Annotated in this window: 9 protein-coding genes; 4 read left to right on the top strand and 5 right to left on the bottom strand. The window is 37.2% G+C overall.

Going from position 1 to position 13,878, the window contains the following annotated elements; all coding sequences use genetic code 11:
* Positions 1–5 precede the first annotated feature (5 nt).
* Together BVH02_RS17600 and BVH02_RS17595 are read right to left on the bottom strand one after the other, a co-directional pair.
* Positions 6–1,733 (bottom strand): vWA domain-containing protein, encoded by a 1,728-nt coding sequence (locus tag BVH02_RS17600; protein ID WP_086502789.1) that lies wholly within the window; start codon positions 1,731–1,733, stop codon positions 6–8.
* A 10-nt stretch (positions 1,734–1,743) separates the two neighbouring features.
* Positions 1,744–2,364 (bottom strand): hypothetical protein, encoded by a 621-nt coding sequence (locus BVH02_RS17595; protein WP_086502788.1) that lies wholly within the window; start codon positions 2,362–2,364, stop codon positions 1,744–1,746.
* A 388-nt stretch (positions 2,365–2,752) separates the two neighbouring features.
* Here BVH02_RS17595 and BVH02_RS17590 point away from each other — a divergent pair, with 388 nt between their 5' ends.
* Positions 2,753–3,604, top strand: a complete 852-nt coding sequence (locus tag BVH02_RS17590; RefSeq protein ID WP_223271906.1) for an N-acetylmuramoyl-L-alanine amidase-like domain-containing protein — start codon at positions 2,753–2,755, stop codon at positions 3,602–3,604.
* A 217-nt stretch (positions 3,605–3,821) separates the two neighbouring features.
* Positions 3,822–4,484 (top strand): SDR family oxidoreductase, encoded by a 663-nt coding sequence (locus BVH02_RS17585; RefSeq protein WP_086502786.1) that lies wholly within the window; start codon positions 3,822–3,824, stop codon positions 4,482–4,484.
* A 206-nt stretch (positions 4,485–4,690) separates the two neighbouring features.
* Here the strand turns inward: BVH02_RS17585 and BVH02_RS17580 are convergent, their stop codons facing one another.
* The gene (locus BVH02_RS17580) at positions 4,691–6,535 is read right to left on the bottom strand and encodes a hypothetical protein (protein ID WP_086502785.1); all 1,845 of its coding nucleotides are present in this window, start codon (positions 6,533–6,535) and stop codon (positions 4,691–4,693) included.
* A gap of 418 nt (positions 6,536–6,953) precedes the next feature.
* Between BVH02_RS17580 and BVH02_RS17575 the strand changes: the two genes are divergently transcribed.
* Both BVH02_RS17575 and BVH02_RS17570 read left to right on the top strand, forming a co-directional pair.
* The gene (locus tag BVH02_RS17575; RefSeq protein WP_086502784.1) at positions 6,954–7,586 is read left to right on the top strand and encodes an ABC transporter ATP-binding protein; all 633 of its coding nucleotides are present in this window, start codon (positions 6,954–6,956) and stop codon (positions 7,584–7,586) included.
* Positions 7,579–8,640: a hypothetical protein gene (locus BVH02_RS17570; RefSeq protein ID WP_086502783.1), complete on the top strand. Its 1,062-nt coding sequence runs from the start codon at positions 7,579–7,581 to the stop codon at positions 8,638–8,640. The genes BVH02_RS17575 and BVH02_RS17570 overlap by 8 nt, the downstream gene beginning before the upstream one ends.
* An 81-nt stretch (positions 8,641–8,721) precedes the next feature.
* Here BVH02_RS17570 and BVH02_RS17565 read toward each other — a convergent pair whose 3' ends face one another.
* Both BVH02_RS17565 and BVH02_RS17560 read right to left on the bottom strand, forming a co-directional pair.
* Positions 8,722–10,392: a RagB/SusD family nutrient uptake outer membrane protein gene (locus BVH02_RS17565; protein WP_086502782.1), complete on the bottom strand. Its 1,671-nt coding sequence runs from the start codon at positions 10,390–10,392 to the stop codon at positions 8,722–8,724.
* Positions 10,393–10,402: 10 nt separating this feature from the next.
* Entirely contained in the window at positions 10,403–13,813 is a 3,411-nt protein-coding gene (locus BVH02_RS17560) for a SusC/RagA family TonB-linked outer membrane protein (protein WP_086502781.1), read from the bottom strand.
* Between the last annotated feature and the right edge of the window lie 65 nt (positions 13,814–13,878).

Here is a 13,878-nt window from a genome sequence, read left to right as displayed (position 1 = left end):
ATCTTTTAAGATATTTTTATTTTGATTATTTTTCGAGATTTATCCTTGATATTGTATTCGCCATATCTTTTCAAGAAAATAGAATATGGATCCAGTGTAAATTCCTGGTTACGTACAACTTTAATTAAATCAGTTTTATTCTTGCCTGGCAAAAAAGTTAAAGGAGTAACCCAGATTGGGTTTACTTCATTATGCAGCCTCCCTTTGAAAATAGTTGACAGTGAATTTTGTTTAATCGGATATGAAGAAAAGATCATTTTTCGACATCCTCCTACCCTAAAACTTTTAAAATAAGGATCAGTGATTTGAATAGACGCCTTGTGGAATTTTTTGTAAATCTGATTTCTAAGAATTAAAAACCAAAATAACAAAAAGCCCAAGATGATGACTCCCACCCAAAACATAGTTACTTTCAAAGGATTGAAATTAGTATTAAGCTTAATCTCAAAAGTTAAAGGCTCATCAACATTGGTCCGGTCAAGATCAATTTTAGATACTTGAATTATACCAGACATTATACCTGACTGCATTCTTTCATTGATAAAAAAACCAATTTCTTTAGCGTTCTCAGAACTTAGGAATTCAATTTCTTTAGATGTTTGTGGATAGCCATCTACTACCAATCCGTATTCAGAATCTTTAAGTCCATCCAATTTAAGATTTAAATTCAGAGATGAATTTGACAACTTAGCATCCTCACTCCAATCAACACTCACTGTCTGAAATACAGTATCAGTCTTATTTGACCAAAACAAAAAACTAGGATAATTGCTAAGTATTCCAAAATCAGGATTTATAGTAATTTGGGCTAATTTCTCTGGTTTATTGATGAACTCAATTTCTACTTCATTACTGATTAGAATTACGTTTGGGGTCAGACTTCTTAACTCGATTTTAGAATTTATAATTTCTGTAGAAGCTACTGGAGAAATACTTCCTGAAAACTCCAAATCAATTGGAATAATACCATCTGCCTTTGTCAATAATACGGTTGGATTATTGACTTTGAAGCTATCTGAATTATTGATGAAATCAATCCCAATTGAAAAATTTTCAGGAAAATCTAAATCATTGAATTTTTCAAAAAACAGCTTTTGATTAAAACTTATTGGTTCTCTAAGATTGACGGTGAGTTTTGAAATTGACGGTCGAATTAAAGAAGGAAATTTAATTCCATCAATGAAACTAATATTTTTAGCACTCTCAAGTATTTTAGATGATTTAGGATCAATTGCCTTTGGCGTTAATCTTACAAAGCAGGCAAAAGCATTATTTTCACCTAGATATCGATCGGCATCATTAATTACCGAAGGTAAGTCTAAAGCTGAATTGTCATTATGCTCTCCATCAGTTAAAAAAGTAATGAAATTAAATTTAGATGGATCAACAAGATTTTCAATCTCTTTCCATCCAATTGTGATATTAGTTGGAGTTACATACTCTGGTTTAAATGATTTTAAGAACTTCAAAATTTCTTGTTTCCCTTTAACCTTTTCATATATTTTGTCTGCAAAAACCACCAATATAATGTCACTCTTTCCCTCATCAATATTTGTAATGTTTTGATTTAGCAAGCTTTTAACCCTCTCCCAAACATCTTCAGCTCCATTATATCCCATCATAGATTTCGTGCCATCTAAGATGTATATTCTTCTTTCTTTAACCTGTGCCTCGGCAGATAGTCCTACAATTAGGAAAAGGAACAGAACATTTAAGTATAATTTAATTCCCATTTAAAATTGATCAAAAAGCTTCTAATTCATTACTCGGTCTAGTCGAGAAATTCCCTGATTTTTGTAATACTAAGGAATAGGTGAGAACTGTATCCCCTAACTCTTGAGGATCATCTTTCCCAAAGACATCTTCCGAAATAAACCCACCTTTCAATTCAGTACAGCTTTGAGAACCCATCTCTTTTTCTGGATTCCTGCCTTTGCCGAAGTAAAAGAAAGGCTGATATTTTCCATTCGGCAACTGAAATGTATAACTGTTGCCAGATTTAATATAAGCGTGCCTAATTACGCGATTCCCACTTTTAATGGTCACCAAAACATCCGAATCCTTTGGACCATTTACTTTTATTTCAGAGCAGCCATTGGACGAGCAGATTTGGTTTCCACCAAAGCAGGAAGAGTATGGCGTCGCACCTTGGTTTAAAGAATTATTGATGTATCGGTTGTATAGTTCTTGTGTTTTTCTTTCAATCTCTAAAGCCAATTTTCTTTCTTCCTCGGCTTCTTTGCTCTCAGCATCTGACTCCCTAATAGCTTGCTGCTCAAGTTTTAACCTATTTTCCTTATCTCCAGGTGATTCGCATGAGAAAAGAAAAAGTTGTATTAAGAAAATCAGGCAAAATAAACGCATGTGATATTTGAAGTAAAGATGGCTTTATTTTGTAAAGACCTCCAAGAAAAGAATTTTTGGCATAACTAAAAATACCCTATATAGGGTATATTTTAACAGGTCTATTTAATCCTCTAACACTGAAGCTATTACAATCACATATTTAGATAAATAAATTATTTTAAGAGCAATTGCCACTCAATAAGGACCTGAACACAATCAAAATCTGGTTCCTTACTACTATCGTATTACAAAAATCTTTTTAAAAACCGCTGAAACAGATGGTTAAAAAAATCGTCTTGAAACAACAATTTCACATACCATTTCAAATAAAAATGAATTCAATAATGTTATATTTCTGTGTCAAGATCCCTAAATTCCCTCCTCCAAACCATAACTCTTTATCATTTTGAAACACTTAACCCTCCTCCTCTTTTACCTCCTCCCTCTTTTCTCCTTCTCCCAAACCACCTGCACCTTAGAAAGCAGACAAAAGCTGGAAGAAATGCTAAGCCATCTTTCACAGGAAGATCTAAGTAGCAAAACCACAAATGAGTTAGTGATCGAGATCGGAAAGGAATTCCTGAAAACTCCCTACGTAGAGAAAACCTTGGAGCTTCCTGGTGAAGAGAAGCTGGTGATCAACTTGATGGGTTTGGACTGCACGACTTTTGTGGAAACGGTGATTACGTTGACAAGACTTGCAGAAGAAGGTGAATTTACTTTTGAAGCATTCGAAAAGGAACTGAAAAATCTTCGATACAGAGATGGAGTCAATGAAGGCTACCCTTCCCGCCTCCACTACTTTTCTGACTGGATTGCTGAAAATCAAGAGAAAGGAATTTTGACTGATATCACGGCAAAAATTGGGGGATCACCTTATCCAAATGCTCCTTCTTTTATGTCAGAAAATCCAAAATTCTATGAGCAGCTAGCTAATCCAGCAAACCTCGCCGAAATCAAAACCGCTGAAGCTACCATCAAAGAGAGAACCTATTTCTTTATTCCAAAAACTGAAATCAAGAGTTTGGAAAAGAATATTCGATCTGGGGATATTATTGCCATTACTACAAGCATGTCCAATTTAGATATTGTGCATACTGGGTTCGCAATTGAGAAAAATGGCAGAATTCATTTAATGCATGCATCTTCAAAAAATATGCTGGTAGAAATCTCGGAAAAACCTCTTAGCGAATATCTGGCTGGCAACAAATCTCATTCTGGAATTATAGTGAGCAGGTTAATATCATCGTCTAGATAATACTGCAATATAATTACCCCCTTATAGGCTGGCTCTTTTCATAATTCAAATGCTACGATTTTTTAACTCAGAAACGCTGGTAGAAAATTCTTTTTTTTCCCTTACAAAGTAACGGCAGTGGATAAATCTCTTCGATTATAACAGGTGCTCTTAACTTTTCAAATCCAATAAATTCAGTTGGCTAGCTTATTGACTTTTTGAAAGCAAAAAAGAAATCATGAATACCGAAAAGCAAAAAGTATTAGTCATCGGTGCGAATGGAAGCACTGGAAAATATATTAGCAAGATGCTTCATAGCTCTTCTACCTACCATCCTGTTGCTATGATCAGAAAAGATTCTCAAGCGAAGTACTTTGAAAAGAAAGGGATAGAAACTGTGCTTGGTGATCTGCAGGAAGATTTTGAACCTGCATTCAAAGGAATTTCAAAAGTAATTTTTGCAGCTGGATCAGGCGGATCTACAGGTCCAGAAAAAACTCTAGCTGTAGATCAGGATGGCGCTATTAAAAGTGTGGATCTAGCCAAAAAACATAAAATTGAAAAATTCGTCCTTCTCAGTTCTATGGGTGCCGGAGAACCTGAGGATTTTAAAGACTCAGACATGTATGATTATCTGCTGGCAAAACATAATGCAGACGATCACCTAATCAAAAGTGATCTGAATTATGCAATCGTACGCCCAGGAAGTTTAACCAATGATGAAGCCACTGGTAAAATCGAAGCGGCCGTAAAACTTAGCAAACGCGGAAAAATTGCCCGAGCGGATGTAGCTCAAACATTGGTGGACGTTTTGGATTCCAAAATTGCTTCTGTGATTTCTTTTGAAATATTGGAAGGTGAGGATAAAATCAAAGATGCACTGAAAAAACTTCAACCCTAAAGACTCTCAAATCTAATAACCTAAAGCTTCCTTTTCAGGAAGATTTCTCCTTTCAGAATTAAAATCCCGTAATATCTTCTAGATGTATTTAATAGTTACTCAAAAACCCTTCTATAAATATTTAGGAGGGTTTTTAATGCGCTTAAAATTTTTGTTGCTTTTTAAACCAAGTTTTCTTTAAATCTCATCTTTCTTACAACTACTCATTACTTACTCAAAGCTTTCACAATTCTCTCTTGATTGATCACTACATCTCTAAAAAGAACATGAGGGAACATTTGATATTTTGAGTTTTTAAAAGTTTCATAGATTACCCGTAATGTTGAAGCTGTAAGTAATGACAAATTCATGTCAACATCCATCTCACAATCTGTAACAAAATCATCGCTAAATTCCGGAGCAACCAGCAGAATTTTCACAATCCGTAAATTATTCTTTAATGCTACATTCTGATAGGACTTCAATTGACGGGAAACAGTGCTGAATTTGTTGTAGCCACTTTCTTTGCTGGTTTTACATTCTACGATAATAACTTCTCCATTTCCAAGGTTAATTAAAATGTCCATGAGATCTTTTTGAGTATTGAGTTCTTGTCGGAATTTCTCATCAACATTGAATCCTAGCCCTTGAAAAATAATTTTTGTGAGCTCCTCAAATTTGACACCCAGCTCACTTTCGCGTATTTGGATTCCGTTCTCTTTCAATTGATTATAATTCCTATATCCGACGTGTTCATAGTTCTCTAAATAAATATTTTCAACATCCTTATAATGCTCAAGAATATTCAAAATATCATCGCCACGTAATTTTACCCCATTATCTTTCTTAAATTTTTCTATATCCGATTTTTCTAAAAGGTCTAGAATATCTCTTGGCTTGATATTATAATCAAGTAAGAACTCCGCCTCGAGTACAAACTCATCTTGAAGTTCAAAGTGCTCTTTTAATTTCTTATTTAGAGCAGGTAAGGACTGATGTAACTCAGTGAGAAGCTTATCATAGCCATCGATTGATATCCCTACTTTTTCATCCTTTTCTACTGCTTCAAAGTAGTGAATTAGACTTTCAATTTTCTCTTGAAGAGTGCTTCCGCGAAGATTAGGAATTTGCAGGCCTTTTTCACAGAGTTCGTTAAGCGCTTTTTTCTTTTCAGTAAGGGTTATACCTTCCTTATAAAGATCAAATTGAAGTAAATCTGAGAAAGAAATACCTGCATTAATAACGCCTTCTATTTTTTTGAAATGTGTAAGTTTTCGATCAATATTATGTTTTTTGGCAATAGTATTAATCTCAGGTTCTCTTAAAAGTTTGAGTGTACGTCGATAAAACTTATCAGCGACTTCCTTTTTCCTGACTTTACGTAAAAGCCTAACCATCTCATCTGCGATGAAAAGTGTGTTTTCTTTTTTTGAATAGAATATGATTCCAATGTTTTTTAGGTTATTGATCACATCTAATATTTCCATTTTCTTCACTGGCAGAATTGAATAGTTGATCAATTTGACTTCCTCCTGAGACAAGCCTAATTCTTTAACTAAAGTCAGCACGATAGAAAGTTCGTCAGACGTGATTTTCGCCTCGCGGTTATTGGCAACATCATTAAAAAAGGCAGTGGAAAGACATGCTTTGTAAATCCTGTAGTCTCGTTTTCTATCTTGGGAAAGTTCTGATTTCTCATTCTCAAAATCACCTTCTAAAGACTTTATCTTTGATTTCAAATTTTTAATCTCAGATTCGTAAAGCCTAGAAAACCAATCTTGTCTCATAATGCAATTTCCATCACGTATTATAATATCTAGAAAGATGTCAAGCTGGGAATTAACTTCCTGAAATTCACATTGAACATACTCCATAAACTCATCCGACATTAACTCGAATATTTTGGAAATATTTAGGCTATCTACAGACTTCAAACCCTTGTTTACTGGTACAAGAATCTTCTCTACTTCCTTGCTCTTATCCTTACTTTTGGAGATTAACGTATCAATAACTTTAATAAAGGAGTTTTTTTCGATCGAGCTAAGCCTATCTAGAATTTTTTCCAACTTCATATTCTATTGGGGTAAAAAAGTAGTCAAATTAGTGGATAGATTCCTAGAGAAAAATCTTCCTAGAAAGCGGAAAATGCTCAACTAATATAGATACCTGATGAACTGAATTATATGCCTCTGGATTTAAGCCCAGAAATAACAAAAGTTGGCTATGTTTCCTATTTATAAAGAACTATGCAACAAAGTGATTTTTTTAATGAAAAACATACCCTGCACAGGGTATTTTACTTATATATGAAAAGAAAAGGATTGAAATTTAGGTTAAACTTCCTAAACCAAACCCTGAATAATTCAAAAATTCTGATCTTAACAATGTAATAAACCAAGTCCTGCTACTGGAGAAGCAGAACAACTATCTCCGCGCCCTTTGCGAAATCTTTGCGCACTTTGCGGTTAAATTTGGCACACCAATAAGTCTATGTTAGAAATCCAGCACTTCCGTAAAACCTACCTTACTGGCTTTCAACTAGAGTTCAATTCACTGCATTTGAGCAAAGGAATACATCTGATCAAGGGTGAAAATGGCTCAGGGAAATCTACGCTTCTGAAAGCTATTGCCGGTATTCATGGTTTTGAGGGTGACGTTGTTCTCAATGGTTTATCTCTAAAAAAGGAGCCGATAGCCTTTCGCAAACTCGTCAATTACTCCGAAGCCGAGCCTCTATTTCCAGAGTTCCTGACTATGGATGAGCTCATCGCTTTTGTCGCCAAAACCAAAAAAGCGGATATTTCTCAGATCAACTCACTCAAAGAAATCTTGGGTATCGGGGACTTTTCACAAAATTCGATTTCTACTTATAGCTCAGGAATGCTGAAAAAGACAGGATTGATTTTGGCTTTTTTGGGCAATCCAAGCCTGATCATCCTTGACGAACCCTATACGACCATTGACGTCGGTTCACAGAAACGTCTCACCGAACTGGTAAATCGTGAATTGAAAAATGGTGTCAACTTCCTGCTCACTTCCCATATCGCAGATTTCGAGGAGTTTTTTACCTATGATTCTATATTGAATATCGCTGATGGAACTCTAGTACATTGTCATGAATGAACTGTTTTTCAAGTCTTTTGTAATTCCATTTCACAAGGCTTTTCTGGGATTTTTCATTTTAGTCATCCTTGTTTTCGGAGTCTTCATGGAGCTGAAGCAGCATCTCATGATTGCTGAACGTCTGCTAGAGAATACCGCAGGTTTCTATAGTTTCCTTCTGGTTTTTCTATTGTATGCCGTTGCTCAGCAGCAATTTCAACGTCGTCTAATGAATGGCACCCGATTTCGAATTTTTCATCAGCTTGCATTCCTATCTTTCCGTCAACTGAACTGGAACTTCCTTCCTGTTTGGCTTGCAAATCACGCCATACTTTTACTCTACGCTAGCCTACTGACTTACGTGGGTTTTGAGATCGGTGATTTAGCAAAGCTTCCTATACTTTGGGGTTTTCTGGTTGTTGTTTTCTTAATAGATATCAGCCTCCTCTATTCTAAGGTCAAAAAGCCATTTCCAGATCATGTTCGAGTCAGATCCCGGTGGTTCAAAAAACTGAACTTTGAATATTGGTTTTTGATGCATTTGCGAGAAAACAGAACGATGCTGATCCTCGCTGTTAAACTCATAAGCATCATACTGCTCAATGGTTTTTTCTACTCATTTCACTCTGGAGACTATGATCTGAGATGGTTGGAGTTTGGGTTGCTCTGTGCGTGTTATGCTCATTTCCCTATCTGGTTGGAGAAAAATGAGTTCGAATCTGAGCAATTGACTTACTTCCAAAACATGCCTGTGCGCGTTGCACTGAAGTTGCGACAACATAGTACTACAATAATTATAATTCTTTTGCCCGAGCTTATCTTATTGATTTATAAATATGGCAATCGTGAAACCTTACTTAATCTGGCGTTCTTGCTGCTTCTTTTCCTCGCCTTAAATATGGGGATTTTTGGATTGATAAAAATTAGAAAAAACTATAGCAACTCTCTCTCAGCTGCATATTTGGTGTTTTTCATTCTATTCATTTTGGTTATTTTCGGAGTCCATCCTATTATGATTTCAATGATTAGCTTAATTCCTTTTTTCATTTCTATTCGTTCTAGTTATTCAGTGTAAGCAGTAATTTATCAAGAGATCTAAAAACAAAAAAAGCACGGAGTCTCCCCCATGCTTTTCTATAGATATAATATTTTCTCCTTAATAACCTGAGTTCTGCTTAACTAGCTCATTACCCACTAGGTCAATGTATGCTTGAGGAATTGGGAAATATTCATTCACACCCACTTTGAAACTAGCGTTGGTTAGATGCGATCTAAACTTTTTCTCATTATTGAAATAGCTATTCATCACCTCAGCTGCTACTCCCCAACGTACCAAGTCAAAGAAACGATGACCTTCCATCGCCAACTCTACTCGTCTTTCTAACCTGACAGCAGTTCTAGCAGCAGCTACATCTGTCCAGGCCGAGCTATATGATGCTATAGCATAATCTGAGGCAGGAGCATCTGAACCTAGTGCCAATACAGTAGCGCTTGTCGCAGCTCTTTCGCGAACTATATTCACCGTAGCTCTAGCTCCTTCCAAATCTCCTAACTCCACTTGAGCTTCAGCTTTCCAAAGCAACAAATCAGCATAGCGAATTACGTAGTAATTCAATGCAGAAATATAAGGCCAAGTCTTGATCTGTAAACTAGATAAGGCAGATACCATTCTTTTCTTAGGAGCATATGGGCCATACGTAGCTAAGTCTCTTGCCCAAGTACTTTCGTAATTTATTTTCAAATCCAAGTATGGAATACCTGGACGACCTACTGTGTGATCTACCCTAGGATCCATTAACGTTGATGGGTTAGCGGATGGATTAAAATTTGGTGTGCCATCAGACAAAGTCTGATAGCTATCGATCAAGTTTTGGCTCGGTCTATGAAATCCATATTGGTTATAAAATGGTCCCCCTGGAGCTGACAGTCTATCACCGATAGAACCATTAAAGTTGCTTGGCTCACCATCATTTACAGAGTGCTGCACAGCAAAAATAATCTCACTGCTGTTGTCAAAATCAGGAAGAAATACATCTCTGAAATTTGGCAGCAAGGAATATTTCCCTGAATTAATCACTTCATTTGATGCAGCAAGAGCTTCTGCCCACTTCTGCTGAAACACATAGGTCTTTGCTAAATAAGCTTTAGCAGCTAGTTTCGCAGGGCGACCAGAAGCAGTTTGGTCTGCTGGTAATACGTCATAGGCAGCTTCAAAATCAGCTTCGATTTTCCCCCAAAGTTCTTCATCCGATAAGACAGTATTTGATACGTAGAAATCATCAATAGCTTTTGCAGTCTCATCGATGTATGGGATACGATTGTAGATTTTCTTCAATTCAAAGTAATAATGACCTCTCAAAAATCTCAACTCACCTTCTCGCTGAGTTCTTAGGCTTCCATCAAATGTTTTGCTTCCTTCTAGAAGATTGAGCGCATAATTCACTCGCTTAATCCCTTCATAGAGTGCTAACCATTTTCTCTGCACATCTGTAGTAGTAGGCAGAGTACCGAAAATTTCCATCTGATGGATTTGACTTTGATCACCTGTACCTCCACCTCCTTTGTATGCATCATCTGAAACGACGTCACCAAAACTCCAGTTGGATGCAGGAGAATTGAAGGCACTTGAGGCCCCATCAAATTGCCCATTGAGAACACTGTAAGCAGCTATAATCGCCCGCTCCACATTAGTAGGTGTATTCATTTCAGAAGGAGCTACTTCCCCGTAAGGAACTTCCTCTAGGTAATCTGAGGAGCAGGATGCCGCTATAGCTACAATGGCCGCAGTACAGCAGAAGGTTCGGAATTTATGTGTTAGAATTTTCATGTTCTTAGAATTAAAATTTCACGTTTACACCAATAATAAAAGTTCTGGAAGGAGGATAAATCCCTCTATCTACACCGATATCCAGATTTCTGCTGCTAGAGGAATAACTCTGTAAACCGATCTCAGGAGTCATCCCAGAATAGCTCGTGATTGTAAATAGGTTGGAAGCTTGTCCGTAAAGTCTCAGCTCCATATTCTTGATAGATGTGCTAGGAAAGGTGTAACCTAACTGTAGATTATTTAGCTTGAAATAACTCGCGTCTTCTAGATAATAAGAAGATGGTCTGATGTTACTATTTTGATCATCTAGGGACAATCTTGGAATATTTGAACCTGGATTTTCAGGGGTCCAAGCGCCAAGTACATCCTCTGATTTATTGTAAGCTGATTGATTGAAGAATTCAGTTTTGTATTTGGTCAAGTTGTAAATCTGGTGACCAAAAGAACCATTGAAGAACAAGCCTAGATCAAAACCTTTGTAAAGGAAATTTGCACTAAAACCAATAATCGCTTTTGGATGTGGAGAACCAATAGCTGCACGATCTTGGTCATTAATGATACCATCTTCGTTGATATCTTTGAACTTCAAGTCACCTGCCTGAGCTAGTGGTTGCGCAGTATATGCATCCGCTTCAGCTTGTGTTTGGAATATGCCTAAAGACTCATAACCGTAGAATGTACCGATGGGCTGACCCACTTGTGTTCTAGATATTTCTTGCCCAAAATTTACACTGTGTAAGGAAGAACCTGGAATACCCAAGTATTTAACTCCATTACTGAGAGAGAGTAACTCATTTTTGTAATAGGTATAGTTGAAGCCAAAGTTGTAGTAAACATCTCCCGCAGTACCATTGAATTTTGTACCTAACTCAAAACCACGATTTCTCATTTCTCCACCATTGATCCAGACGCCATCGTTTGTACCGCCATATGTCAATGGAATCGGAGCATAGATCAAAACATCTTTAGTCACTTTGCTGTAATAGTCAGCAGTCACAGAAAGACGCTCGCCAAACATAGTCAAATCCACACCCACACCACTCTGAGTGGTTATTTCCCAATTCAGATTCTCATTGGCAACTCTAGTCTGTACCAGACCGATTGCTACGGACTCTTGCTTTCCATCTATTGGATAGTTAGAATACGTGATATTGTTCTGAAAACTAGCCAAGGTAGAATATGTCGGAATTTGCTGGTTCCCGGTTTGTCCCCAACTAGCGCGGATCTTTAATTCATCTACATTATCACCTAAGTTTAGGAAATCTTCATTGCTGATTCTCCATCCTGCAGAAAAGGCCGGGAAAACATCCCACTTATTCTGAGACAGTCTTGAGGTACCATCGTAACGTACGGTCGCAGATACTAAATACTTGTCTGACCAATTGTAATTCACTTTTCCGAAATACGAATTCAAGTTCCACTTGCTCGCACTACCGGAATTCTGCTGGTTCTTTGTGCCAAAACTCAAGTACTGAAAATTCTGATCTTCGTATAAGTAGCTCTGTCTCGAAGCACTTTTGTACTCCGAATAGTTTTCAATCGCTTCCTGCCCTAGCAACACATCCAAATTACCATTGCCAATTACTCTATTATAAGTAAGCGTATTTGTCCACGCTAATTGATAGTAGAAAGAGCTATTGTCAGACAAACTATTTACAGCTCTAAGAGAAAGAATCTCATTGTATTCTGGAGAAAAAGAGCGTGCATTTTGATTTTCATAGTCAATACCTAAATTCGTTTTGAATGTCAGACCTTCCGCTAAGGTAGCTTCTGCAAAGAAATTGCCCAGCACTTTGACACGATTCTTCGTATTGTCTTTCTGACGATATAGATTTCCCAATGGATTTGAGATATCATTCAAAGGATTTCCACCAAAATTACCATCCAAATCTTTCACAGGAGAAATACTTGGAAACTGAAAGGCATCATATACAATACTTCCTAGTGAGGAATTGGTAGATACATCGTTCGTTCTCGTGAAAGAAGCAGTGAAGTTTTCACCGACGTTCAAAAACTTCTTGATCTTATAATTTGAATTGAATCGAGCTGAGAAACGATCGAAACCAGTGTATTTGACAATTCCTTCTTGATTGAAATAACCTAACGTCATCACATGACTCCCGTTATTTCCACCTTTGGCCACACTTACATTGTATGACTGAACTGGTGCTGTTTTGAAAATCTCATCTACCCAATTCACATCAGCTGAAGGAATTCTTTGCGCAGCATCTAAAAATTCAGGGATCATTGGATTGTTTGGATCAGAACCATATACATCACTCGCTGGAGTTTTGCCATCGTTCTCAAACGCTTGCCACAGCATATCGCCATAGCCTTGAGCTGAAAGCATAGTAGGCAAATTGAAAGCATTTTGTAAACCCACATAAGCATCCAATGTAATGGTAGCTTCTTCAGATCGGCCACCTTTCTTAGTGGTGATAATCACCACGCCATTGGCTGCTCTGGAGCCATAGATAGAAGACGCAGCAGCATCTTTCAGTATCTGCATAGATTCGATATCCTGAGGATTGATCGTGTTCAAACCATTAGTCACGGGAGTTCCATCGATGATGTACAGAGGATCATTGTTATTCACAGTCCCAAAACCTCTGATTCTTACCGTTACATTTCCACCTGGACCGTTATCAGAAAGCACCTGCACACCAGCAGCACGCCCAGCAAGCATAGTTTCTACACTTGCTACAGGCATTGATTTCATTTCTTCTACGTTTACTACAGCGACCGAACCTGTTAGATCTTTCTTCTTCTGTGAATCATAACCCATCACCACCACTTCTTCCAAAACAGAATCCTCTACTTCCATGCTGATCGTAAGCTCATTTGCATTCGTCAAAGCGATTGTTTGATTCTTGTAACCCAAATAAGAAACCACTAACTCCGTAGCATCATCTGCTACTGTCAAGGTAAACTTACCGTCTATATCAGAAATCACTCCTGAAGTGGTCCCTTTCACTAGTATAGAAGCTCCAATTATAGGCTCCTGATCAGTTACGCTTATCACAATTCCAGTAATTGTTCGCTCTTCTTTCACAACACTAGACCCAGATTTGTGATTCTCAACGTAAATCTTCTGATCTATTCGATTAAAATTGAACTCACTCTGCTCAGTGATTTTTTGAAGCGTGCTTCGCAGATCAGATTCTAAGTTTAATGTGATTCTAGAATTAGATTGAACTAGGTTCTGGTTGTAAGCAAACTCAAAGTCTGTTTGCTTCTCCAAGAGATTGAAAACATCCTGAAGCTTTGCTTCCACCACAGATAATTTCACATGGTAGCTTGCCAAATCCTGCTCGCTCGCAGGATTTGCGAATAAACTTTGGACAAAAATTAATTGAAGTAAGACTATCTTCAGAAAGCCCTTACTTAGCCGAACGGCACTGTTAGGTAAATTGTGTTTCATAATTTTAAAGGTTTGAATTTCAAATAAACTGGTGTGTTTTTTGGCGAGAGGTTCTTGGCTATCAA

The sequence above is a fragment of the Algoriphagus ratkowskyi genome (assembly GCF_002150505.1).
Classification (GTDB): domain Bacteria; phylum Bacteroidota; class Bacteroidia; order Cytophagales; family Cyclobacteriaceae; genus Algoriphagus; species Algoriphagus ratkowskyi.
This window is presented reverse-complemented; position numbering and strand designations above follow the sequence as displayed.

Bases quoted from the DNA above. Each gene is read 5' to 3' on its own strand.
- BVH02_RS17565 (WP_086502782.1), bottom strand. From the start codon at position 10,392: ATGAAAATTCTAACACATAAATTCCGAACCTTCTGCTGTACTGCGGCC.
- BVH02_RS17600 (WP_086502789.1), bottom strand. From the start codon at position 1,733: ATGGGAATTAAATTATACTTAAATGTTCTGTTCCTTTTCCTAATTGTA.
- BVH02_RS17580 (WP_086502785.1), bottom strand. From the start codon at position 6,535: ATGAAGTTGGAAAAAATTCTAGATAGGCTTAGCTCGATCGAAAAAAAC.
- BVH02_RS17570 (WP_086502783.1), top strand. From the start codon at position 7,579: ATGAATGAACTGTTTTTCAAGTCTTTTGTAATTCCATTTCACAAGGCT.
- BVH02_RS17585 (WP_086502786.1), top strand. From the start codon at position 3,822: ATGAATACCGAAAAGCAAAAAGTATTAGTCATCGGTGCGAATGGAAGC.
- BVH02_RS17595 (WP_086502788.1), bottom strand. From the start codon at position 2,364: ATGCGTTTATTTTGCCTGATTTTCTTAATACAACTTTTTCTTTTCTCA.
- BVH02_RS17575 (WP_086502784.1), top strand. From the start codon at position 6,954: ATGTTAGAAATCCAGCACTTCCGTAAAACCTACCTTACTGGCTTTCAA.
- BVH02_RS17560 (WP_086502781.1), bottom strand. From the start codon at position 13,813: ATGAAACACAATTTACCTAACAGTGCCGTTCGGCTAAGTAAGGGCTTT.